This is a genomic window from Micromonospora rhizosphaerae (assembly GCF_900091465.1).
In the GTDB taxonomy this organism is placed as follows: domain Bacteria; phylum Actinomycetota; class Actinomycetes; order Mycobacteriales; family Micromonosporaceae; genus Micromonospora; species Micromonospora rhizosphaerae.
The window spans coordinates 5,784,285-5,808,429 of sequence record NZ_FMHV01000002.1 but is presented as its reverse complement, the minus strand read 5'-3'; the positions used below and the strand labels follow the sequence as shown (position 1 = coordinate 5,808,429).

Here is a 24,145-nt window from a genome sequence, read left to right as displayed (position 1 = left end):
GAAGGGAGCGGCGATGACCGCCGGAGAGCACACTTCCACGACCGTGACGGAGATCGACCTGATCGAGGTCGACGAGACGGTCGGCCACGACGAGCGGGAGCGCCGGCGTGCGCGCTCGTACACCGTGGAGGTCCGTACCCCAGCGGGGTTCGAGGCCCTGTTCCGGGTCCATCCGGATGAGCTGGTAGAGAAGCTCGCCACGCAGGCCGAGCGGCACTTCGTCAACAAGGGTGAGCTGGCTCCGGGTAACTACCGGCTGGAGCTGCTGAAGGACGGCACCACGGTGCCGCTCACCCCGTCGGCGACACTCCGCGACTCAGGTGTTACTGCTGGTGCGGTCTGCGCGCTGGTTGTCGCGGATCCCCAGGTGGATGGGTGACCCTGCACCCGGCGCTGCGCGCCGAGCTCCTCGATGACGAGCTCGGCGTCGCACGCGCCCGCCTTGGCACTCGGGTGACCGGGATTGAACGGCGCGACGCATTGATCCGCGTTCCGCTGTCCGCGCCGGACGGTGGTCCGGTCTTTCTGACTCTTGACGGCAGCAACTACGACGCCGAGCCGTTCGAGTTGTACGTCACGGAACCGGACGGCGTGGTGGCGCCGCCGGCCCGGTGGCCTGGGCAACTCGCCCAGGCGATGCACCCGGTACTCGTCCGACCGTTCCTGTGCATCCGGGGCTGCTACGAGTACCACACCTATCCAGGCCACCATCAGGACCGTTGGGACACCGTACGCGCCACGCTGCGCCTTGCCGAGTTGCTCGATCATGCACTTCGTAAGGCGGGCCGCCCGTGAACGAGTACCGAGTAGTACTCCCGCCGGATGTCGCCGCCGACGTCGAGACGTTCCTGACCGACCGGGGCGCTGACGGTTTGGAAGGTACCGGATTGATCGCATGCATCCGCCAGGCGGAGGACCACTGGATCGCGACCCGGTTCGTGGCGCCTGATCAGCGGGCGAAGCGCGGCCTGGGCGGGTGCTGGGTCGAGGTCACTGACGCCGGCAAGCGCCAGCTGGCCGCCGGGCTGGGCCGCGGTGAGCGCTACTTGGTGCGGGTGCACAGCCACCCAGGCGAGGCTTTCCACTCCGATACCGATAACTGCAATCCGGCGTTGACCTTCATCGGCGCGCTGAGCGTCGTCGCACCGTACTTCGGCCTGGGACTTCGACGTGGCCTCGACGCGTGCGCTGTGCTGCGCCTGACAGCACGCGGATGGGAGCCGGTCGACGGAGAGCGCACAAGATGGCTGCGGGCCGGCACCGATTGGGAGACGGGGAAGTGACCGACCCTCGTCTCCGGTTGGTGACCGGCTCTCAACTCGCCGAGCACGGTGACGCCGTGCTGCGCGCCCTCGACGGCGTCCGGGTAATCCTGAGGCTGACCGGGGCACCGCCGAGTACGAACGCAAGCGTCCGACTATTGGTGTCGCTGGCCGCCCGCCTATTCTCCCACGTTGATATTGACGGAGACGCCGCAGTCGGTACCACGGACGCCCCCATGTCCGCTGGTCAGCTGCTGGAGCAACTGCATTGGGTACGGCCTACTCCGACCGCGACCCCGGTAAGGGACCGGACGATCAGCATCGGCGGTGCCCGTACCGGGTGGGTGACAATGTTGAGCCGGCGACACCGCTGTCGGCCAACCGGCCGGCGGTGGCACTCGCCGGCGTGGGCTCGGTAGGCACCAGCACCGTCGCTGCGCTGCTTAGCGGTAACGAACCCTTCGTGGGCGAGGTGGACCTGGTCGACCCGGAGGTCTTCGACGACCGCAACCCGTACCGCTACCCGGCATTGCTCACCGACCTCACCGGGAGCGAGAAGGTCGGCTGGGCCGCCCAGGCGCTCCGCGCCGCGGGGATCAACGCGCACCCGTTCCGCGGCACCGTCGGTTCGTGGGTCGCGTCCCGACCGGCACCTGGCTTCGACGGCCTGCTTGTCGCCAGCCCCGACACACTGGCCGGTCGCCGGGACGTCACGGACGTACTGGCCCGTACCACGCTGTCAATCGGTGTCGCGGGGTTGTCCTTCCACGTCGCTCGCCACCATCTCGGCGATGAACTCGCGTGCCCGTACTGCGAGTACGTTCCGCTGGGTCCGCCCACCACCCAGGCCGACGTGTACGCCGCGCAGACCGGCTTGGAGGTGGCCCGGGTCCTGCGGTTGATGCAAGCGGATGCCGTGCTGACCGCCGAAGACGTCGCGGTCGCCCAAGCGGCTGGCCGAATACTGCCCGAGACGGCGATAGCCCTCGTCGGCCACCGTCTTGAAGATCTCGTCGCCCGAGCATATGCCGAGGTCGGTATCGGCAGCCCGGCCGCGAGCGGCGACGGGCAGGTGTACTTGGCGGCGCCGTACGTATCCGCGCTGGCGGGCGTGCTCGCCGCCACAGAGATCTACAAGATCTCGCTCGGGCTCGCCGGTGTCGACCGACGTGTTGACCTTGACCTGGCCGGCATTCCCCAGGGGTACGTACGGCGCCCGCCGGCCGACGCGACCGGTCGGTGCCTGTGCGCGTCGCCGTTTCGCCGCCGGTTCATGCGTCAGCTCTATTCATCGGACGGGCCGACATGAGCGTGCGCACGCCGAGCACCGGCCGTTCCGCGGCGCAGAATGACCAGGTGGACCTACGATCCTCGCTGGCGCCGCCGGTACCGGACTGGCCGCAGCTGTACGAGCAGCACCGGCCGGCGATGTTCCGGGTGGCCGTGGCCGGGTTGAAGGCGGCCGGCCGGTCGACCGTGGACGCGTTGGACATCGTGCACGACGCCTTCAACTCGACCCGGATGAGCTGATGGTCAGAGCCATCGCTGACGCCCTAGCCAACGTCGACGGTGGCTGGGTGCTGTGCAACTTCCCTCGCAAGATCCGTCAGGCTGAGTTGCTGGCACAGAGCGGCCATGTCCCCGACACAGTGATCGAACTCGTCCTGACTGAGGACCAACTCCGCCTCGCCGTTCACAGCCGGGTGGAACGTCAGATAGAACTGGACCCCCAGCAAGCCGACCGACGCCAGGAACTCCTGCTTCTGCACTCGCATTCCCAGGAGAACTACCAGGAGCAGGTCGAGCCGTTACGCGCCTACTACCGGACCCATGGCCTGTTCCAAACCGCCAGTGGCCTCGGTGACTACGAGGACATAGCAGCCAGGCTGATCCCGATCGCCTCCGACGGTCAACGCCACCCGCCAGATCGGGCAGGGTAGGCCGGCTGCCGGCCAATGTGGGAGGACTTTCTTCACATCTATCAAGGCGGCCCTGAACGGGCCGCACGCGCCGCCGCCTGGGCGCGCGCCGGCCGCTGCCGCTGTCGCTCTGCGGCCGTCACGCCTGATGCCCGGCGGCTGGCGCGGAAGGCGGGAAGCCCGGAGGGCCGCCGTAGAACGACAGAACGTTGACGGTGGGGTGGTGGGCCGGCAGCTGGCCGGGCCGCGCGGCCACGTGCCCGCGCGGCGTAGGGGAGGGCAGGCCGGCCGCGTCGGCGAGCTGGCGGGCCGGGTGCGGGGTTGCCGTTAGGGCGCCTCCGGCGGGGGCGCTCCGGCTCCGGGATGGCGAAGGTCGCCGGCAGCCGCCGGGTTCGTGGGTGGTTGCGGTAGGCCATCCCGCCTGCCACCGACCCGGGCAAGCCGAGCAGACCACCGCCCGACCCGCCAGCGTCCGAACCAGCCGTTGAGGTCCGCTTGACGTGGCGGGCCGGGCGACGGCCCGCTCCCCAGCAGGGCGGGTCGATGGCAGACGGGATGGCCGAGTGTCTGCTTGCGGCGGACCTCTATGCCGTCAAGGCCGATCGCGAGCTGCCGGGATGCTTGGGTCTCCGTGGTAATCGCTTTCGATCGGGCGAGGTTAAGGTGCCGTCGTGAAGTCACTCGGATCGCGGGTCCTGCTCGCCCACGCCACGATAGTGCTCGTCCTTGTGGCCGTTTTTCTTGCTATGTATGCCAGCGCCGACGGCCCGACTGCCGCTGTCGGCCTCATGCTGCCTGGCCTTCCGCTGCTCGCGCTTGGGCTGCCCTGGTCGGCTGCCTTTTTTCAACGCAGACGACGATCTCGCAAAAAGCACCTGGCTGGTACTGGCGCTTGGGCCAGCGATGGCCAACGTAGTCATCCACGGCTTGGTCCGCTTGATCTGGGTCGCCGTGCGGCATCTTGGCGACGGAACCATTGGACGCCGCGGCTGAGTGACTATCTGAGTGACGACCGGCGCGACCAACGACGGTCAGCGGTGGACTCTGGCGGACCGCCTGGGCAGCGCAGGTCCACTACCCGCCCAGCTCATCGAGTAGCGTGTGGGGTTTCAAAACTCGGTCGCGGTCCCTGGGCTGGTCTTATGCGGCGCGGTTGTACTCGTTGATCAGCCCGCCGAGGACCGGTCGGCGCGCAATGCGCCGGTGGTCGGCATTGACGGCGGGCCGGGCTGAGCGCGGTGGAGTCAGGTGCAGGGCTCGGTGCGGTCGCCACCGGTTGTAGTGCTCGGCGTACGCGGTCAGCACGTGCCGCAGGTGCCGGGCGCCGAAGATGAGCATCCGGTCGGTGACCTCGCTGCGGACGGTGCGCACGAACCGCTCCGCGTACGCGTTGGCACGCGGACAGCGTGGTGGGATCTTGACCGCGGTGATGCCGGCGTCGGCCAGCACCGCGTCGAACGCGGCGGTGAACTGCCCGGCCCGGTCTCGGATCAGAAATGTGAACTGGCCGGCCCGGTCACCCAGGTCCGTGAGGAGGTTTCTGGCCTGCTGGGTGGTCCACGCCCCGTCCGGGTTGGTGCTCACGCCGAGGATGTGTACGTAGCGGCTGCGGACCTCGAGGATGAAGAACACGTACAGGCGGGTCAGGGTCACCGCGCAGTCGACGTGGAAAAAGTCGCAGGCCAGCATGGACGCCGCCTGGGTGTGCAGGAACTGGCGCCAGGTGGTGTCATCGCGGCGGATCGGCGCCGGCGGGACACCGAGCCGTTTGAGGATGCGGCGGATGGTGGCGGCGCTGACCCGGTAGCCCAGGCCGAGCAGTTCACCGCGTATGCGCTGGTATCCCCAGCCGGGGTTGTCGCGGCTCATCCGTGCCACGAGGTCGACGATGGTCGGGTCGATCGGTGGGCGGCCAAGGTGGGGGAAGGTCCAGTGCCGGGCGACCAGCCGGCGATGCCACCGCAGCAGCGTCGCGGGCGTGACCAGTCGATGCCACCTCAGCGCCGGGGGAAGCTGCCGGGCGAGGGCGGCGAGGATCGCCCGGTCGGTCCAGTCCAGGCGTGGCTTGGGGTTGGTCCGGCGCAGGACGGCGTTCTCGTGACGCAGGACGAGGATTTCCACGTCCTTGGCCGCATCGGCTCGAGGGAGCAGCGTCAGCCACTGGATCAGTCGGCAGAGCACCAGGTAGATCAGGCGTACGGGCACCTGCCGATGATGACCGGCCTACCGGCTTCGCGCTGTACCCGCCCAGGTCAGCAGCGATGACGGACTATTGAAACCCCACAGGCTGTCCGTTGACCGGTGCATACGGGTCGGTACTGTCACCCTCGACCCTGTCCCTGACAGCGAGAGCACCGTCGTGACCTCATGGTAAGTCTGCTTGAACGTCAGTTCCCGTACCGCGACGTATCCCGTCTCGTGGCAGCGGACCGGCGCAGCCCAGACCCGGCTTACCAGGCCCACCGGTGGTGGGCACGACGCCCGCCGGCGCTGCTGCGCGCCCTGCTGCTCGCCGCCACGCTACCTGCCGATACTACGCAGGAGTGCCTCTGGCGGGCATACGCCTCGCCGGAGCCCCATCTGGACAACATGACGGTCGTCGACCCCTTCTTGGGTGGTGGAACGACGGTGGTCGAAGCGGCGCGTCTCGGCGCCCGAGCGCGTGGCCTTGATGTCGACCCCCTCGCCGTCCTCATCAACCAGCATCAACTCATGCCACCGGATCCGGCAGACGTACTCGCCGCGGGAAGACACCTTGTGGACCACGTCGCCGGAGCCCTCGGCCATCTGTGGGCCACGCCCGCCACCGCGGATGATCGCTGGACCCCGCTGCACTACTTCGCCGTCGCCGCTGTCACCTGCCCGGAGTGCCACCATCAGGGACCGCTGTACCGCTCCCTGGTCCTCGCTCGCAGCGTGGGCCACGCCGGCTCCGTGGTCCGCGACGTCGCGGTCACCGCATTCTGCCCCGATTGCCTCGCGCTCCATGACTGCGAGGAAACCGCCACCGAGATTCGCTGCTGCGGCACTACGCGTCGGCTCGAAGACGCAACCTTCCGCGGCGCGCGGTACTCCTGTCCTGCGTGTGGACATCGAAGTAGCCACGAAGCGCTGAAGAGCGGCGCCAGCCCACGGATCCTCCTAGCCGTTGAGGAAACGCCCGCGGCCGGAGGTGATGCGGCACGGAGACCGCGCCGGCGCATCCGCGCCGCCACCTCGGCAGATCGTGAACTTGCCCAAGGGTCGGCCGCCGAGGCGACCGCTGCCGTGGTCCACGCCGGCGCAATACCGATCCGGACGCCCGCCAACGACAACCGACCTGTCAGCTTCGGGATTACCACCATCGGCGACCTGCACACACCACGCCAACTGGCGTACCTGCAGACCGCCCTAGCCTGGGTCGCGACCGCCAAGCTCGACGAGGCTGTAGCGCGTGCGCTACGGCTGGCCGTCTCGTCGACTATCACGTCGAACAACAGACTCTGCGGCTATGCGCGCGACTACGGCCGGCTCGCGCCGCTGTTCAGCATCCGCGCCTTCTCCTTGCCCTGGCTCACGGTCGAACTCAACCCTCTCAATCCAACGGGGGGCCGCGGCACCCTCGCTGCGGCGCTGTCGCGGATCGCCCGATCCTGTGCAGACGTCGCCCGACGAAACATCATCGCCAAAGGCGGCAAGACCAACCCCGTCACCGTTACGTGGACACGGCGCCGCCACTCCCACTCCGTAACCTGTGCCGACGCCACCACGGAATACGACGGCCAGTCCGCTCCGGATGCCGATGACCGGGCAGACATCTGCATTACCGATCCGCCGTACTTCGACTTTATTCCATACGATGCCCTGAGTCAGGTCTACCGAGCCTGGCTGCCCGACCAGCAACATCTCAGTGGCCCACCGCTGTTGCCGCAGGGAGCTGAGCCGGTCACCGAATTCGGTACCCGACTCGGCCGCGCGCTCGCCCACGCGGCGTCTGCCTGCAAGGAGAACGCACTGCTGGCATTCACCTACAAGGGTGGCGACATCGCCTGGGACGCCGTCGGCCTCGCCCTAGATCACGCCAAACTCTGTGTGACTGCACTATGGCCCGTCCTGGCGGACCCACACATGGGCCACCACGCTCACGAGGGAAACTGCGAGTACGACATTGTCGTCGTCACCCGCCAGATGACTGCGTCGGAACCTAGCGTGCCGCCCGACGACGTCAGTGTGGCGCACTGGACTGGTGTGCTGCGTCCCGCCCTGCGTGTGTCCGCAGCCGACGAGGCGAACATGCGATCGGCGATACGTATCGCGGCGCCCCGATGGGCTGCCCCTTTAAGTTAGTGAATGGGGCGAATGGTAACAACATCGAGAAAATAGGGTAATTGCGATCCGCCGTGACCAGGCGTATCGGAAGAATCCGGACTAAAGTGGCGACTCGCAATCCTCTTAACGGATGAAGGCGTGACTTCGGTCCGTGGTGACCCGTAACCTTTTCCTGGCCTTATCCGCCACATCCCGGTCAGGAGGTTCTTGTTGCCCCGCTTTGACAAGACCTGCGTGACCCAGTTCGCCAGTACCGGATGCGAGAAGCAACTCCGGTTCTCGCTACACCCGGACACGAACCAGCACCGCGCCGAGCGAACCGCGCTAGATCTGCCGCATCCGCAGATCCGGCCCGCGCTCGCCGAGATCCGCAACGCCGGGAACGAATGGGGCTATAGCAAGATTCAAGAGCTCGCCGAGGCGTTCGGTCGGCCACGCCTGCTCGGCGGAGCGAGCAATCCCACGGTGGGCGCTGCCAGCCCCGGTCTGCGCTTCGTCCCGTGTGAGCTCCTGCCGCTGCTGCGCCCTGGCGTCCCGGCGGGATGCTTTTTGATCGAGGCGGAGTTCGATGCGGATACGCCGACGTTCAATGCGGCTCACGGTCTTGACGGGCTGACCGCCCACGGCGTCGGCGGCACGCTGGAGTTCGCCCGCGTACGGCCGGACCTGATCGAGGTCATTGCATGCGACGGCCCGGGCGCGAGCACCCACTACGTGACGCCGTTCGGGCAGCTGGAGGAGGTTCCCACCGGTGACAACCGCTGCCAGCTGCGCATCGTTGATGTCAAGCTGACCAGCGAACCCGGCCCTCACTACTTCGCTGAGCTGGCCTACTACGCCCTTTCCCTCGCGGCATGGCTGCAGGAACACGGGCTGGACCGGCAGTACGTCGTCAGCAGCGCCCCGGCGGTGTGGCCGGGCAGCGAGACCGACAGTGCCCTACGCAAGGCGACCAACGACAGTGCCACCGGCGTCGCTCTGTACCAGGCATTCCACGAGGATCTGGAGACCGCCCCGCTGAGGATCTTCCTCGCAGATCTCACGCGGCTGCTGCACGACGTCCTCCCGCGCGTGCTGGCAACGCCCTACGCGGACCTGCCGTGGGCCGTCACGCCCGGATGCCAGGGCTGCGAAAACCTCGGGCAGAAGTTCAGCGACACCCCGGGTGCCGGCCCCAGCGACTGGGATGATCGGCATTGCTTGCCGACCGCCGAGCGCACCCAAGACCTGTCCCGCCTGCCGTTCGTCTCCCGAGGCGCGACCCGCGTGCTGCGCGAACGCGGCCACCACGACGTACCCGCCGTCGCCGCACTGCCAGAGAGCGACGACACGTTTGACGCTCATCACCGCCTTCGCGGGCAGCGCTCCGTCGTCGCCTCCCGAGCACGCGCCCTCACTGGAGCCCGCGTCGCGCCCCTCGCGTCGCGGGACGCCACCACCGCGGCGATTCCCCGCTTCGCCAAACTGCGCCTGTACGTGACCGCGGACTTCGACCCGGGCAGCGCCATCACACTGGCCTTTGGCCTCCGCTGGGCATGGCACGACTCCGGCGGCCAGCTACGGTCTGTCGCTCGTCGGCGCATCCACTACGTGCCGGGCAAGACGATCCAGGACGAGTGGCCCGTCTTCGCCGCCCTCCTTGACGACATCCACGCCCTCCTCACCGAGGCCCAAGGCATCGATCCGCGGGCTGATGTCCAGGTCTACGTATGGGACAGCGTGACGCTCGACCACCTCACACGGGTTGTCGGCCGCCATCTCGGCCAGATCATGGCCAACCGCACCTTGAACCGTCTCGCCTGGCTCTTCCCGCCCGAAGTGATCATGGATGCGCCCCACCTGGCAGCCAGCCCGGCCGTCAGCGTCGTGCGGGATGCCATCAAGGGACTTCTGACGCTGGACCTGCCCCACACCTACACGCTGATCGAGACCGCTCGCCGCTACCACGACCCCAGCCATCCCAATCCCCGGTTCTACATCCCGAGGTTCTGGCACGACCCGTTCAGCGACCAAATCCCACCCGAACGCGCCCACCAGCTCTGGCGCGGCCGCATGAGCCCGAACGCCCCCACGCCCACCCAGCTCCAAGCCAACCTGCAGCAGACCGTCAGTAGCAAGCTCGACGCCCTCGCCACGATCACCGACCGCCTCAGCCGGGACCTGCGAGGTCGACTATCGCGCAAGGCGCCGCAGATTCGACAACTCCATGGCCCGGCCGACCTCGCCGGCACCAGTCACCTCGGCTTGCTGCTCTTCGCGCATGCGAAGCTCAATGCCGCTCTCGACCAGCTCGACGTCAGCCGCACCCGCGCGCTTGCCATCGCCGAACGCGAAGCGACCTTCGCCAGCGCTCGACTTACACGGCGCCTGACCGGGACCGAGGAAGCGTCCGCGCTGGCCGTGTTGGGCCTCACGGCACAAGCGCACCGAGCCGTCTACGAACTCGCGCCCGGTAGCCGGGAGGTCAAAGCCAAGCCCGGCAATTTCGACTGGGCCATCGCCCCAGAAGCGGCCACCGGACTCCTCGAGCAAACCTTCGGCACCGTTATCCGCACGCGACGCGACGGCGCTCTCGACGCCCGCTGGTCGGGTAATTGGCCAGCTCTGAACCTGTCGATGACGAAGGTTCTCGGCGTGAACATTGTCGACATCGACCGCGATCGACGGCTGGTGGTCGTAGACTTCAACGACTTCGGCGATGCCACGCCGCTTCGACAGGATCTGACAGAGCGTGGGCACGTACAGCTAGACCGTGATCTCGTCCTGGACCCCGTCGCGATCGACGTCTTCACCAAGAAGGTCGAACGCACGGTCGCCACCATCGGCAACCCGCCGACGGCCACCCGCGACACCCGCATCCAGAACGCCCTCGGCATCAGCCGCAACCCCCGCCGCGGCAACGTCCACCCCGTCGAGGACTTCATGTGGGGCGCCCGGGCAACCGCCGACGCGCCGATCCCGCGCGAGACCACCATGCTGCGTGATGAACTCGAGGCCAGGGGCTTCCAGCTCAACGACAGCCAGTGGACAGCGTGGCAACAGGCCCTCACACGCCGCCTCGCCCTGATCTGGGGCCCGCCGGGAACCGGCAAGACCGCCACGGTGCGCGCCATCCTCGCCGCCCTGGCCCACGACAGCGCAACCGCCGGCCAGCCGCTACGCATCGCCGTCGCCGCCGGCACCTACACCGCCGTCGACAACGTCCTGCAGGGGCTGGTGCCTACGCTGGCTCACTGGCCCGACGTCGCCGTACGGCGACTGCGCAGCGCAGGCCGGACAGCCCCCAGTTGGCTGACAGACCCGGACAAAGACATCGACAGCAGCGACCGCACCGCGCTGCAGGCCACCGCCACGCGCCTGGCCGGACCCGACACCACGATCGTCGCCGGAACGACACACCAGATGTACCGGCTCATCGAGGAAGCGGCAGGCGTCGCAGGGCAGCTCTTCGACGTGATCGTTATCGACGAGGCCGGCCAGCTCGACGTCGCCAGTGCCCTGCTCGTCCTGGCCGGCGCTGCGCCCAACGCGGCCGTAGTTGTCGCGGGCGACCCGAAACAACTGCCGCCCATCCACGCTGCCAGTCCGCCCGCCGGCCTCGAAGCCCTCGTCGGGTCGATCTACAACTTCTTCCGCGACTGGCACGACGTGCCCGACAGCCCACTTATCATCAACTACCGCTCCAACACCGAGATCGTCGCCCTCGCCCGCCGCGCTGGCTACCCACCAGCGCTGACGGCGGACCGTCCCCGCCTTCGTCTCCAGTACGGCACCACCGACCTTTCCCGCGGCACCACCCCGCCCGTAGGCTGGCCCCGAGGGCTGCCGTACAGCCCGGAGCTCACCAACATCGCGGACCCCGACCGGCCGGTGGTATGCCTGACCTATCCCGAAGGCGTGTCCGGGCAGTGGAACCAGTTCGAGGCCGACACCGTGGCGGCACTGGTGTGGTGGTACTCGGCCCACCAGGCCGACAGCCTTGCCGGGTCGGGTGACGACGCGGCGCCGGCGCCGATCGGAGCACAGCAGTTCTGGAAGTCCGGCGTCGGCGTGGTAACCCCGCACCTCGCCCAGCGCTCCCGGATCGTCGCGCGGCTGCGCGACCTGTTCGGCACGCCCGGAGCCCACCCCGACACGGACTCCTGGATCTCCGACGCGGTCGACACCGTCGAACGCTTCCAAGGCCAGGAGCGCGCCATCATCATCGCCAGCTATGCCGTCGGCGACCCGGACACCGTCGCCGAAGAGGCCGAGTTCCTGCACGACCTCAACCGCTTCAACGTCCTCGCCACGCGAGCCAAGGCGAAGTTGATCGTGATAGCTAGTCGGGAACTCGTCGCCCATATCAGCGGCGACCTGGAGGTCATTCGCTCCAGCGAACTCCTCAAGGACTTCGTCGACACCTTCTGTACCCAGAGCCAGCGGGTCACGCTGGGGTGGTCGGATCAAGGCGTCCATCGCCCGGTCGCCGTCGAGCTGCGCTGGCACTGACCGACAGGTACAGCTCCGGCGCCGATCCACAATCGCCGGCACGCCGATCCCGCTCGTAAAGGGGCGGCCGTTACGAATCTTCGTACATAAGTACGAGTGGCCGTTTTTGTCGCACCTATCTGCAACCATCGTCGATGGTCGACGCCAAAGGATGGGGAGGCTCGTGAGGCCGAACAAGGGGCGAGTGTCCACCGCAGTGAGGGCGGTGTGGTGAACCAGCCTGATCAGGTGGCGACCGGCGGACAGGACGACTACAGATCGCAGCACTCGGGCGTTGGCTCGACGACCGCAGGTCTGACGCTCGACGCTTTCGCGTTGGCCGACCGCCTAAAGCTTTTCAACTTCACCCGGCGCGGCGAGGGCTTCCTGTGGGTGCTCCGCGCGGTGGAGCAGCGCCGGGCCTCGCATCGACCTCGGCTGCACGTTGATGATGTCGCGGAAGCACTCGTCGAGCTCGCTGCCGCCCATCCGGACGTGCCACAAGAAATGAACCTGCGATACATGCTCGATGAGCTGGTTGGGGACAAGGTGCTTGCGCCGAGCGACGACGCCTCGCGTGCGGGCAGCCTGGCAGCGTACCGACGGCGGCATACGACGTACCAGTTCACCGAGCTGGGCTACCGCGCCTACACGGCCGTGGAGGACGTGTTGTCGACCCGGTCGGACGAGGTGAGCCTGTCTCGGCTGGTCTTCGCCGACGTTCTTGCCGACTTCCGCGCGTTGGCGGAGGCGAACCTGACGGGCGACGGGGAGGAGGTGTACCGCAAGCTGTCCCGGCTGGACGCTGTCCTGGCCGACATGACCCGGCGGGCGGCCCGCTTCTACCTAATGTTGGACGACCTGGCGCGGGGCACCGACGCGTCACCGGAGACCTTCCTGCGCTACAAGGACGCGCTGCTCGCCCACATGGCCGACTTCGCCTCGGACTTGGCCCGGTACGCGCCGCGACTGGCCGAAGCCGTCCATCGGGTGGAGGCCAGCGGGGTCGAGGTGCTGCTCACGCGGGCGGCTGAGGCTGATGAGCGAGTATTCGCCACACCGCAGGCACGACTCGATGACTGGCGGCGCCGCTGGCAAGGACTACGGGACTGGTTCTGCCCCAGCGTCGCGCGCACGAGCGACGCTGACCAACTGCAGACCGCCACTGTGTCGGCGATCGGTGGCGTCGTGGGGCTTCTACGGCAGGTGTTGGAAGGTCGCCGAAGCGGGGTGAGCAGGCAGACACAGCTGCGCCACCTTGCCCAGTGGGTTATGGCGGCCCCGGACGACGACGCCGCGCACGCCATCATCAGCGCCGGATTCAACTGGCGGGCGGTCCGACACCTCAGCGGCGGTCACGCAGACCCAGAACTGATATCCAGCCGACTGCCCTGGTGGCAGGCGCCCGGCGTACCGCTAAGCGTCAGCATGCTGCGACACGGAAAACGCCCCAGCCCCGGCCCTCCGGCACCGCTGCGACGGGCAGACGGCGCCAGAGCGATGCTGCGCAGCCGGCAACTGGCAGCGCGGGCCGCCGCGGAAGCGGCCGAGGCGGCACTCGCCGACGGCGGCGCCACCGGCCGGACCCTAGACCAAGACGAGGTGGCAGTCCTCTTGCGTCTGCTTACGCTGGCGTTGGAGACCCGCACCGTCGTGTCCGGCCGGCTCCTCACCGCGAGGGCCAGCACCGCATCCCTGCGGATTACCTTGACCCCAAGCGCAGCCGGCAGCGTGGTGCGCACCGCACACGGCCGCCTGCACCTGCCAGGCGTCGCCATCGCGGTGGCAGTGGAACCAGCCACCCGTGTGCGGCCACGGCGGAAAGGGAACGATCAGTGAGTCCCTACCAGGTCGCTGCTGGCATCTCCGCCACAGACCTGCCCTCCTACCAGCGCGCCGCCAGGCTCGTCCTGCGGCACACCCTCATCACCGATGTCTATCCCCGGCCCGGGATGCTGGAGCTGGTCCACCGCTGGGAGGACCCACTTGCCGGGGACCTCCGTGTCCTGTTCGGCTACCGCCTAGACGTCCGCACCTCCTACGCCCGGCTTATCCGCTGCTTCGATCGGCTTACCCCGGTTGTGCAGTTCCGCAGCCGTGCACGCCGGCCCTTCGACCGCCGTCGGTACGCCTACCTTTGCCTGGTCCTTGCGGGACTGCGCCGCTCGTACACCGAGATCTCGCTCGCCGTCATCGCCCGCATCCTGGCACCCCAGGCCAACGCCGTCGACGGACTCCGCTTCGACCCCACCATCAGCGAGCACAAGCAGGCCCTCGCCGACGCGCTCGGCTTCCTGGAGCAGGTCGGCGCACTCCGCTGCTCGGACGGCTCCGCCAACGCGTGGCTACGCGATCCGGAGACAGGTGACGCCCTCTACGACGTCGACCACGATCTGTGCAACGCGGTGTTCCGTCCAACTCGCTCCCTGCGTGACCTGCCCTCCGCCGGCGCCCTGCTGACACCCGCCAAGGGGCTGGGCCGCGACGCCCGACGCGTCGCCGGGCAGCGGGCCCGCCGCGAGGTAATCGAGTACCCCGTCACCTACTTCGACGAGGTCGACGAAGACGCCGCGGCCGCGCTGCGCGATCCCCAGCTGGCCGAGGACCTGAGCCGACTGACCGGCGCCGTTGTGGAACGGCGCGCCGAGGGGATAGCCCTGATCGACCCCACGGGAACCTTCAGCGACGCACCGTTCCCGGCGCCCAACGCGGTCGCGCGCGCTGCGGCGCTGCTGCTCGGGGCCATCGCCGATGACCTCACGCGTACCGAGTCCGAGGCAACCGCCATCAGGCTCGCGACGCCCCCGGCCGTCGAGCTCCAAGCGGAGCTGATCTCCCGAGTCGACGAGGGCATGCCTGGCACCCAGCAACCCGGCACGCCCACCGGCCAGGAGGAAGCCGGACTCGTCGACTCGGGTCCCGGCTGGGCCGTGGTCGAGGCCGGCGCCGCATTGCCGGTCATCAACGACGCCCGGTTGACTGAACTGATGCACGACCTGTACATCCGTTTCGGCGCCGCCTCCTTCACCGACACCTGGGCCGCCGACCCGAGCGGCATGCTCGCCGCCGCGCGGCGCTTCCTGTTCGAGATGAAGCTCCTCGCCCCCGCGCCATCGGGTGCGTTTGTCATGCCCGCAGCGGGCCGCTACCGCACCATCATCCCGGTCGTCGCCCCTCCCCACGATCAACTTCTACTTGAAATCGGCCCGGTCGTTTCCTCCGGCGAAGGTTCAGGCGCCGTCGGCGCTGGTCAGGTAGATGATGTGGCACAGCGAAAGGATCCGGAGTGATCTCTGGCGACGGCATGGACCAGCCGCCCCACCCCCGTAGTGACCGATTCCGTCCCAGCCGCGCCGGCATCGTCAACCTCTGGGACTACACCGACGAGGAGTTCGCCTTCGCCGACGGCCGCTTGGCGCTGCGCGGAGCGAACGGCTCCGGCAAGACGAAGGCCCTCGAGGTGGTCTTTCCCTTTGTCTTCGACGGCTCCGTCGACGCCCGCCGCCTCGACCCGTTCTCCGGGGAAGAGCGCACGATGAAGTCCAACCTGCTCTACCGCGGGCAGGACGCCGCCTATGGCTACGTCTGGATGGAGTTCGTCCGCACCGACGTCGACGGCAGCGTCATCGAAGCGGTCACCATCGGAGTCGGCATGTTCGTGCGTCGCCACGACACCGACGTGAACCGATGGTACTTCGTCACCAATGGACGAGTCGGCTTGGACTTCGGACTCCTGACCCGCAACGACGAGCCGATGAGTAAGAAGCAGCTCATCGCTCAGCTCACCCCCGACGCTGTCATAGGCGACCGCAGGGGCTACCGGGCGGCCGTCGACGCCCGCCTGTTCGGACTCGGCCCGGAACGTTACACCCAGATGGTGGACCTCCTGCTCCACCTCCGACGACCGCTGCTGGCAAAGGACCTCGATCCGGTTAAGGTCTCCGACACCCTTTCGGCGGGGCTGCGCCCACTCGACGACAGCCTCATCAAGCAGGCGGCGCAGTCCTTCGATGACCTCGAAGGAGTCCAACGGGAGGTGGACACCCTGGCCATCGCCAGCGACGCGGTGCGTGCTTTCCTCGCCGACTACCTCACTTAGAGGTCCTAACAAAGCCGGGTGACGTGTCGGTACGTGATGATGCAGGTGGCCAGGGCGAGGAAGGCTTCGTGGATGTCGTCGCGGCGTTCCCAGCGGATGCGTAGCCGTTTCATGCCGTGGTACCAGGCAATCGTGCGTTCGACGACCCAGCGGATGACGCCGAGGCCAGAGCCGTGGGGTTGGCCCCGGCGGGCGATGCGGGGGCGGATGCCCTTGGCCCGTACCGCCCGGCGGTAGATGTCGTAGTCGTAGGCGCGGTCGGCGAACAGCTGGTCGGGGCGTCGGCGGGGCCGGCCACGGCGGCTTCGTACGGGTGGGATCTTGTCGATCAGCGGGAGCAGTTGGGTGACGTCGTGGCGGTTCCCGCCGGTCAGCGACACGGCCAGGGGGATGCCGGCGCCCTCGGTCAGGACGTGGTGCTTCGAGCCCGGGCGGGCGCGGTCGACCGGGCTCGGGCCGCTTTTGGGCCACGTCTGGCAGCCCGTACGTGTGAGGAGTCGATCACGGCGCGGGACCAGTCGAGCTTGCCGGCTGCCTGGAGTTCGGCCAGCAGCAGCTCGTGCAGCCGCTGCCACACCCCGGCCCGGTTCCACTCCTCCAGGCGCCGCCAGCAGGTCATCCCGGACCCGAACCCCAGCTGTTGGGGCAGGAACTCCCACTGGATGCCGGTGTGCAGCACGAACAGGATCCCGCACAGCACCTGCCGGTCCGGGATCCGCTTGCGTCCCGGGTGCCGTGGGTTGCGCTCAGGTTTAGGCAGCAACGGCTCGATGCGCTGCCATAGCCCGTCCGGCACGATCCACGGCGGCTGCTCGCCACGCCTCACGGCCCGAGATTCTAGATCGTCATCCACAAGGGACGAAAGACCCGGAGATCATTTTGTTAGGACCTCTTATCTGCGCGTCCACACCAGGGCACGACTGGACGCCGCCGACGGGCGCGCCACAGTCGTCGCGGACCGCGTCCGACAGCTCGCCGACGCCTCACGCGAGGTCCATGATCTCCAGCGCCGTGTACGCCACGCGAAGAAGGCACTCGTCGACGCTGAGCGCGAGTGCAGCCGACTGGCCGGGCATCTCGACGGTCTGAAGAACCTCGAGGCATACCGCCACCACGGCGGGCTGGTGCAGCTGCGTGGACGCGTGCAGGACACCAAGCGACGAGTCGCTGCCGCCCGTACGACCCTGGAGCGCCATGACCAGCAGGCCGACAAGCTGTCCGCAGACTTGAACAGTTCGCGCGAGCGGTTGACCGAACACTCCCGCGAGGCCGGTGTCGCCGCGGGGAACCTGCTCGAGGCAGCCGGGCGGGCCGGCATCGACTGGGACGGCGACCCACTGACCCTCGAAGGTAATGTCATCGCCATCACCAAAGCGCGGGCCGCCACCCGCGCCGCCGACCTGGACGCGGTCAAGGCCGAACTCGCCAGGACCGCCATCGCGAAGCAGGCTCGCGACCAGGCCGCCGAAACGCTGACGGCCGCCGAAGCGCGGCATCGATCCGCCGAAGAAGAACTGGCCAGCGCTCAGCGAACGCTCGCCGACATCCGGACCCAGGCGCACCAAGCCCTCGCCGATTGGGCGCACCGATGGAACAGCTCCACTGGTGCCGAGCCCACAGTCACCGACGATGACCACCAAGCTCTCGCGCGCGCCATCGACCGAATCGGTGAGCCGGACGCACCTGGCCTGCCCGCCACCTTCTCCGCACTCACACGGCAACGTCGTGAGGCGACGAGCCTGCTGGTACATCAGCTCGGCGAGGGTTGCAAGAGCCTGCGCAAGGAGCTGAGCGACGAACAGGACCGGCGAGCGGAGATCGCAGCCGAACGCGATGAGGCACCCGCGGCCGACCCGCTGCGACAGGCGCCGCGGCACGGACGTGCCGGTGGCCCGCTGTGGCAGCTGGTGCAATTCAAGGACCATGTCGACGACGACGCCGCCGCCGGCGTCGAGGCGGCTTTGCAGGGTGCCGGGCTACTCACCGCGTGGATACACCCCAACCCAGCCGCCACCGTCGACGACCTCGCCGCCCGCCGGCACGACGGCTACCTGCTGGCCCTGCCCGCCGATCGGCGCCCCGCCGGCCGCACGCTCGCCGACGTCCTCTGCGCAGAGGATGAGGCCGACGTCGATCGCGAAAGCATCGAGGCGGTACTCGCGTCGATCTCGATGATCGAGCCCACGGACGCGGCGGTCGCCGCCGCACCCGCGACGATCATCACCGCGGACGGCCTGTTCGTTCAGGGAATCCAGGTCGGCGCCTTTACCAAGGAGTCCGCTGAGTACATCGGTCCCAAGGCCCGAGCCGCCCGGCGCGCCGCCCGGCTAGCTGACTGCGACGCCGCCATTGCCCGCATCGGTGAGCAGCTCGGTGCGCTGGAGGAGAGGCACCGGACGCAAACCGGTGCGCTCGACGCCCTGGACCGCGCCGAGAGGGCGTTGCCTGCCACCGTGGACCTCGCCAGAGGTGCCCGCGCGGTCGACACCGCGTCAGGAAAGATCTCCGGAACTCGGCAGGCGGTGGTCGAGGCACGAACCGTCCACGACACCAAGACCAGAGACCTGTCCGTCACGCAGCGACGGCTGCGCCAGGTCGCCGAGGAGCACGCCATGCCCAGCGATCCGCAGCTGATCGCAGTGGTGGAGCAGGGACTGGCGGACTTCCTGACCGCCGGACCCGCACTGCACGAGGCACGGCGGCGGGCCCACAGCACCGAGCGCGACGTACACGACCGCGAGCGCCTGCTGGGGGAACACGACCGCCAACGGGAAGGCCTCGATGAAACCCTCCGAGAGGAGTCCGGTCTCCTCGCCGAGATTGTCGCCGCGCTCGACACCGCCGAGGCCGAACACGGTCCCGAGGCCGCCGCGGTCGCTGACCAGGTCGGCCGCGCCGAAGAGGAACTGCGCTGGGCCGGTGAGGTGCGCGAGGGGGCCCGCACAGCGCTCAGCGCGTCGCGGGAAGAACGCGCGGCGGCCAACCAAACCCTGAGTCTGCTGAGGGACGCTCTGGCCGGCGTCGTCAGCGAACACCTCCGGCAGCTACTCACGTTCGGTACCTGTGCCCTGCCGGAGCTGCGTCCACTGCTCGAGATCACCACCACTCGGCCATGGCCCGTCGAGGCCGAGTGGCCCGATCCGATACACGCCGCTGCGGAGCTCGCCGAAAGGTTCGTTCACGCCGTCACCGACGACAGCGCCCAGGACAGCGAGCGGGATCTGGCCACTGACGCCACCTCATACGTGCCCGCAGATGCTCTGCACCTGATCGACGCGTACCGTACCGCCCTGCCTGGTCGCACCCCGGCATCTGCCGCCCTCCAGCAGAGCGCCTCGCGTCTGTCAGTGGCCCTACACGAACTCTCCGATCGTCTCGCCGCCTGCGAGCAGGACTACCGGCTCGAATGGGACCAGGTCGATAACATCATCACGGTGCAGGTCGCGGACGCCGACGGGCTCGCCCCCATCGCCGTATTCGCCGGACGCCTCAACAGCCGTCATGCAGAGCAGGAGATCCTGCTCAGCGAGCGAGAACGCGCCGTACTCGAAGATGGCATCCTCACCGGCATCGCCGCTCAGATCCACGCCCGCACCGTAGCCGCACGAGACCTCGTTCACGCCATGGACGCCGCCACCACCAGCCGACGCATGTCCTCAGGCGCCACCGTCGGTATCAGCTGGGTCCTCGCCAACAACCTCAGCGACTCCCAGCGGATCGTGGCGACCATCCTCAAGAAGGATGCTGCGCACCTCGGCCCGGACGACCTCGCCGCCCTGCGCGGCCATTTCCGCGCCGAAATCCACGCCGCCCGGGCTCGCGACCGCAGCCAGCGGGACCGGCGTAAGAGCTACCACCAGCTACTCACCGAAGTGCTGGACTACCGCTCGTGGCGAACGTTCCAACTCAAGCTCCTCCGCCCCGGCGGAGCGGAGGAGATCCTCACGAAGGCCCGGCACAGCGTGCTGTCCGGAGGAGAGAAGTCCGCCTCCATCCATCTGCCCCTCTTCGCCGCCGCGAACGCCCAGTACGCCTCCGCCCAGCCGACCTGCCCCCGCCTTATCGCCCTCGACGAGGCGTTCGCCGGCATCGACGACAAGTACAAGCCCGAGCTGATGGGCCTCACCGTCGCGTTCGACCTCGACGTCATTGCCACTGGCCACGATCTCTGGCTGACCTACCCCACCGTCCCGGCGGTCGCCCACTATGACCTGCACCACGACGAGGTCGCCCACGCCGTGTCGTGCATGCTGCTGCTGTGGGACGGCGACGCGCTGTACGTCGACGACGGGCACGCCAGCAGCACTGAACTCGCCGCCAACCTGCTCGGTCTGACCCCGACCCGCCAGACGCCGGCCGGCACACCGCCATCGTCGAGGCTAAGCATTCCTGACGAAGACGACTTCGACGACACTGACGAGGTCCTCCCGTGACCGCCAGCTCTACGCCGTCAGACCCACTCGCGCCCTACCGCGGCAGCGCCTACCAACGGCTTCTCGCAGCCGCCCGCCGCTCACTGGAACGAAGCGGCGGCAACCTCGACGCCACCATCGGCATCACCGCCCCCCACGAGGACGAACGTCAAGCGATCATAGGTATCACGGGCCAGTACCGAGACGCCTCGGTCAAGCGTCTGACCGTGTCGCTGGCGGCAATGGACGCGGCGATGCGCCGCGGCTGTGGCCTCGGCCTGCAGACGGTCCTCGAGCGAATTCACGCCCGTGCTCTCGACGACCGGCCCGCCGAACGCGCCACCGAGGCCGCCGCCCGCCAGCAAGTCATCGGCATTGCCCGCTCCGGCGCCGTCGCCGCAGAGCCATGGTTCGCGCAATGGTTGGACGAGATCAGCAGCGACGGCACCCTGACCAAGCTCGTGCGAGCCAGAGACGAGCAGCTGCTGCACCAAGCCGTACGCGTTCTCGACACCCTGCACCGCCGTACCCCCGGTGAACCGCCCATCCCCATCCCGTCGCTCGCCACCGATACCACCGGATACCCGAAGACGCTCAATCAAGGCACCCTGCCAACCCTCGTACTGCGCGCTCTCGCCCTGCGCTATGAACTCCCTCGCCCCAAGACCGCCGAGGAACGGCGCAACCTATGGGACATGGCCGATGTCGTCGTCGACGATCTCGCCAGCCACGTCCTCGTGCTGAACTTGCCCAGCGAAGGCGACGGCCTCGGCCGGTGGTTATCCGACGCGGCACACCACGGCATGCCGTTCCGCGTCATGCTCTACCAGCTAATCACAATGCCGATCACCCCTATCACCACCGACCCAGTGTTCGTGTGCGAGAACCCGGCCGTCCTCCGCCGCGCCGCAGCTCACCTCGGTCGACACGCCGCCCCACTCATCTGCACCGAAGGCAGGCCCGCAACCGCCTTCCATCGCCTCGCGAATGCCGTCACAGCCGCCGGGAGCACTTTGCACTACCACGGCGACTTCGATCATGCCGGCGTCGCCATGACTATTGCAGCGAGCGAACGGCATGCCGCCACGCCGTGGCGCATGACGCACGAGGACTACCTACGCGGCCTCACGCGCACGGAAGATCGCCATCTGCTGACGAAGGTGCCGGGCGTTACCCCATGGGACCCGACTCTCGCCCAGGTCATGGCCGAACACCGCCTCGCCGTCTACGAGGAGGCCGTCACCGACGACCTCCTCGTAGACCTCGCTCACCGCAACATCCTCCCGAACTGAGTCGTCGACGACGGTCATCGATGTCCAAGTCTCATTCGTTAGCTGCGTGGTGCTACATGTCGGGTAGCTGCAACGCTTGACCCGTTTTCGGGCTGACACGCTCGTTGTCCCCGGCCCAACACCGGTTGGGCGCCTGCGCGGTGAAGTCCCGTTGTACCAGGTCCTCTGCCCGATGCCCGACGGGATCAGCGATGGTGGTGCGCATCTTCATACCCCGCACCGCACCGGCGGCGGCGTGCACCTGCCGGATCCACTGGCAGCGGCTCTACATCCTGATCGAGGGCGTGCGGTACTGCGTCGAGCCAACGGTGGCCGACACCGCCACCAGCATGTTGTTCTGGGCCTGGCGCGCCGGGTGCGGCGCCGAATACACGTACCCGTTTCGTTTCGTTTCGGCGCAGCGCAGCACCGGGCCGCCTGACCGGCAATCTCCTTCCTGGCCATGGGACGCAGGTGTTACCGGGTGCGTTGAGCGGGAAGCTGCACGCGCAGCACGTGGGCGAAGTCGCGGCGCAAGGCGGTGAAGTCGACCGGGCGGGCGGCCATCTGGGCGCAGAGCTGTTCCAGCGGCCAGGCGGCGAGATGGCCGAACCGGACGGCGTAGATCGCCACGGCGTTCAGGCGGTAGGTGTCGGAGTAGTCCATCAGCGCGTAGCCGAGCAGTTGGTCGAGGTCGGCGCGGGCCAGCGACGCGGCACGGGTGCCGTCGGCGCGGGGGATGCCGCCCTTGCTGGCCTTGAAGTCCACGAGCATCCCTCCGGCGATGAGGTCCGCGTCGGCGTTGAGGTCTGCGCTGCCGTCGAACGTCATCCCGGTGGCCACCGGTCCGGCCGGCAGCGCGGGCAGCAGCCGGTCGAGGGCCAGATCGCGCATGGCAAAGAGGTCGGCGACCTCGTCATCGTTGGCCAGGTCGAGCAGATCGCCGGCCGTGCTGGCCGGGGTCAGTCGCATCAGGCGGGACCGCTCCACCGTCGGCGCCCGGTACAGTTCTACGAGCAGCGCCAGGGCGTAGCAGACCCGGGCCCACCACTGGTCACTGCGATCGGCGAACGCGGCCGGGCGCATCCGCAGCTCGACCTCGTCGGTGCCGGCGCCGCGGGGAATCTGTCCACCGGCGAGTTCGCGCAGCAACTCGGCCCCGGCTTGCAGACACGGCGCACGCCGCGACAACAACCCGGCCAGCGGCAGGTCGATCGACGGCTGGGCGTCGACGAGCATCCGCAGCCAGAAGTCGATCGCCGCGCCCTGCGTACCGGGACTGACCTGCTTGCTTGGCAGGACCCGGGCCGGGCCAGCTGCGGTGCGAAACCCGGCCTGGATTTCCTTGTAGTGGGGGAACGTGGCGTCCAGCCACTGCGCCACCGGGCTGTTGCGGTTCTTGATCTCGTACGTCAAGGCGGACATACCCGGCACGCTACTGTCCACCCCCGATAGTTCCGCACCGCCACCGCGACCTCCCTTTCATCCGAACGAGTGAACCGGCCGCCGGCGGCCAGGACTTGTTGTCGTACCCGGCGGATACGGTGTCGCCTCGTGGATGACCTCACCAAACTGCACTCCGCCGTGACGGACTTCGCCGATCAGCACACCATGGTCGTCGTGCCCGCCGTGCCGACGCACGACCTCGGCCCCGAGGTGCAACTCGAGCCGGACGTCCTGGATCTGCCCGGCTTCCTGAATGTGGCGCACCAACTCGGCGCCCGCGCCCTATACGTGCAGACCGAGACGTTCAACCCGGACCCCGACGAGGTCACCGATCCGCCGGCGCGACTGCTCAAGCACCGCGGCAAACCCTGCACCATCGAGGTCGCATTCGTCGCCAGTGGTGTCGTGCACTTCTGGGAGCACACCGCCAGTTGGTACACCGAGTGGGAGAACCTCATTGAGAGCCAGGCCTCGCTCGTCGATGCGGACGACGAACCCCGATGGCTCAGCGAGGACGACCGCGAACGTCTCGCCGCACCGGCCGTGGGGGCCCTGCTGGCCATGCCGGAGTTCCGGGCTGCGAAACCGGGCGGAGCGCGGCAACGGTTCGCCAAGTCCCACCTGCCCGCCGACCTTCACGAGCGCGTGCACTGGGACGCCGTGCGCACCGCATGCGACCGCGCAGAAGAACTCACCCAGCAGCGCTACGCCGAGGTTGACGAGCGATACGACGAGCTCGCGGCGCAGCTACTGAAGGATCCGGCCTACCAGCGCGCCGGGTCAGTCGGCGTCCGCAAGCAGGCCGCCGAGCACTTCCTCACCGCCTGGGCGGACGGCTTCGTGCCGCCCTCGGTGGTCCGAGACGAGCTGTACGCCCGTGCCCAGCGGCTGGCCAAGGCCGCGGCACGACCGCCCGCGCTGTACTGAGCCGCCCGTGGGCTCTACGGCTTCCGATCCG

17 protein-coding genes and 1 pseudogene are annotated in these 24,145 nt (G+C 68.4%); 14 read left to right on the top strand and 4 right to left on the bottom strand.

Annotated elements, in window-relative coordinates:
* The first annotated feature begins 13 nt into the window (after positions 1–13).
* The 6 genes and pseudogenes from GA0070624_RS27410 to GA0070624_RS27385 all read left to right on the top strand — a co-directional run bounded on the left by GA0070624_RS27410 (position 14) and on the right by GA0070624_RS27385 (position 3,202).
* Positions 14–379 (top strand): hypothetical protein, encoded by a 366-nt coding sequence (locus tag GA0070624_RS27410; RefSeq protein ID WP_141715198.1) that lies wholly within the window; start codon positions 14–16, stop codon positions 377–379.
* Positions 376–795 carry a hypothetical protein gene (locus GA0070624_RS27405; protein WP_091345756.1) on the top strand — a complete coding sequence of 140 codons (420 nt, stop codon included), beginning with the start codon at positions 376–378 and terminating at the stop codon, positions 793–795. Before GA0070624_RS27410 ends, GA0070624_RS27405 begins: the two co-directional genes overlap by 4 nt.
* Positions 792–1,046 (top strand): annotated as a pseudogene (locus tag GA0070624_RS37035) (hypothetical protein); the annotation flags it as partial. The gene GA0070624_RS27405 and the pseudogene GA0070624_RS37035, both read left to right, overlap by 4 nt.
* Before the next feature lie 556 nt (positions 1,047–1,602).
* A complete protein-coding gene (locus GA0070624_RS27395; protein WP_091345754.1) occupies positions 1,603–2,571 on the top strand; it encodes a ThiF family adenylyltransferase in 969 nt (322 codons plus the stop codon).
* A gap of 47 nt (positions 2,572–2,618) precedes the next feature.
* Positions 2,619–2,792, top strand: coding sequence for a hypothetical protein (locus GA0070624_RS35075; protein ID WP_176731903.1), 174 nt, complete (start codon positions 2,619–2,621; stop codon positions 2,790–2,792).
* The gene (locus tag GA0070624_RS27385; RefSeq protein ID WP_091345752.1) at positions 2,792–3,202 is read left to right on the top strand and encodes a nucleoside/nucleotide kinase family protein; all 411 of its coding nucleotides are present in this window, start codon (positions 2,792–2,794) and stop codon (positions 3,200–3,202) included. The genes GA0070624_RS35075 and GA0070624_RS27385 overlap by 1 nt, the downstream gene beginning before the upstream one ends.
* 1,119 nt (positions 3,203–4,321) lie before the next feature.
* Here the strand turns inward: GA0070624_RS27385 and GA0070624_RS27380 are convergent.
* Positions 4,322–5,386 (bottom strand): integrase core domain-containing protein, encoded by a 1,065-nt coding sequence (locus GA0070624_RS27380; protein ID WP_091345751.1) that lies wholly within the window; start codon positions 5,384–5,386, stop codon positions 4,322–4,324.
* A 162-nt stretch (positions 5,387–5,548) separates the two neighbouring features.
* On the opposite strand from GA0070624_RS27380, the gene GA0070624_RS34390 reads away from it, so the two are divergent.
* From GA0070624_RS34390 to GA0070624_RS27350, 5 genes are all read left to right on the top strand, one after another.
* Positions 5,549–7,507 (top strand): DUF1156 domain-containing protein, encoded by a 1,959-nt coding sequence (locus tag GA0070624_RS34390; protein ID WP_141715196.1) that lies wholly within the window; start codon positions 5,549–5,551, stop codon positions 7,505–7,507.
* A 216-nt stretch (positions 7,508–7,723) separates the two neighbouring features.
* On the top strand, positions 7,724–11,980 hold the full coding sequence (locus GA0070624_RS27365) for a bifunctional RecB family nuclease/DEAD/DEAH box helicase (protein ID WP_091345748.1): 4,257 nt from the start codon (positions 7,724–7,726) through the stop codon (positions 11,978–11,980).
* A gap of 210 nt (positions 11,981–12,190) precedes the next feature.
* The gene (locus GA0070624_RS27360; RefSeq protein WP_245719030.1) at positions 12,191–13,798 is read left to right on the top strand and encodes a TIGR02677 family protein; all 1,608 of its coding nucleotides are present in this window, start codon (positions 12,191–12,193) and stop codon (positions 13,796–13,798) included.
* Positions 13,795–15,249, top strand: coding sequence for a DUF2398 family protein (locus GA0070624_RS27355; RefSeq protein ID WP_176731902.1), 1,455 nt, complete (start codon positions 13,795–13,797; stop codon positions 15,247–15,249). The genes GA0070624_RS27360 and GA0070624_RS27355 overlap by 4 nt, the downstream gene beginning before the upstream one ends.
* Positions 15,246–16,058: a hypothetical protein gene (locus GA0070624_RS27350; RefSeq protein ID WP_091345746.1), complete on the top strand. Its 813-nt coding sequence runs from the start codon at positions 15,246–15,248 to the stop codon at positions 16,056–16,058. Before GA0070624_RS27355 ends, GA0070624_RS27350 begins: the two co-directional genes overlap by 4 nt.
* A 5-nt stretch (positions 16,059–16,063) precedes the next feature.
* On the opposite strand, the gene GA0070624_RS27345 is transcribed toward GA0070624_RS27350, so the two are convergent.
* Together GA0070624_RS27345 and GA0070624_RS36535 are read right to left on the bottom strand one after the other, a co-directional pair.
* Positions 16,064–16,857 (bottom strand): IS5 family transposase gene (locus tag GA0070624_RS27345; protein WP_218105384.1). Its coding sequence is split into 2 segments (ribosomal slippage): positions 16,064–16,521 and positions 16,521–16,857, totalling 795 coding nucleotides; the frame shifts between segments, so codons are not numbered across the junction.
* Between the two features lie 184 nt (positions 16,858–17,041).
* Entirely contained in the window at positions 17,042–17,170 is a 129-nt protein-coding gene (locus tag GA0070624_RS36535; protein ID WP_281181020.1) for a hypothetical protein, read from the bottom strand.
* A 30-nt stretch (positions 17,171–17,200) separates the two neighbouring features.
* On the opposite strand from GA0070624_RS36535, the gene GA0070624_RS27335 reads away from it, so the two are divergent.
* Positions 17,201–20,491 carry an SbcC/MukB-like Walker B domain-containing protein gene (locus GA0070624_RS27335; RefSeq protein WP_141715195.1) on the top strand — a complete coding sequence of 1,097 codons (3,291 nt, stop codon included), beginning with the start codon at positions 17,201–17,203 and terminating at the stop codon, positions 20,489–20,491.
* On the top strand, positions 20,488–21,762 hold the full coding sequence (locus tag GA0070624_RS27330; RefSeq protein ID WP_091345743.1) for a TIGR02679 family protein: 1,275 nt from the start codon (positions 20,488–20,490) through the stop codon (positions 21,760–21,762). Before GA0070624_RS27335 ends, GA0070624_RS27330 begins: the two co-directional genes overlap by 4 nt.
* A 456-nt stretch (positions 21,763–22,218) precedes the next feature.
* Here the strand turns inward: GA0070624_RS27330 and GA0070624_RS27320 are convergent, their stop codons facing one another.
* The gene (locus GA0070624_RS27320) at positions 22,219–23,166 is read right to left on the bottom strand and encodes a hypothetical protein (RefSeq protein WP_091345742.1); all 948 of its coding nucleotides are present in this window, start codon (positions 23,164–23,166) and stop codon (positions 22,219–22,221) included.
* Between the two features lie 129 nt (positions 23,167–23,295).
* Between GA0070624_RS27320 and GA0070624_RS27315 the strand changes: the two genes are divergently transcribed.
* Positions 23,296–24,114 carry a hypothetical protein gene (locus GA0070624_RS27315; protein WP_091345741.1) on the top strand — a complete coding sequence of 273 codons (819 nt, stop codon included), beginning with the start codon at positions 23,296–23,298 and terminating at the stop codon, positions 24,112–24,114.
* The last annotated feature ends 31 nt before the right edge of the window (positions 24,115–24,145 follow it).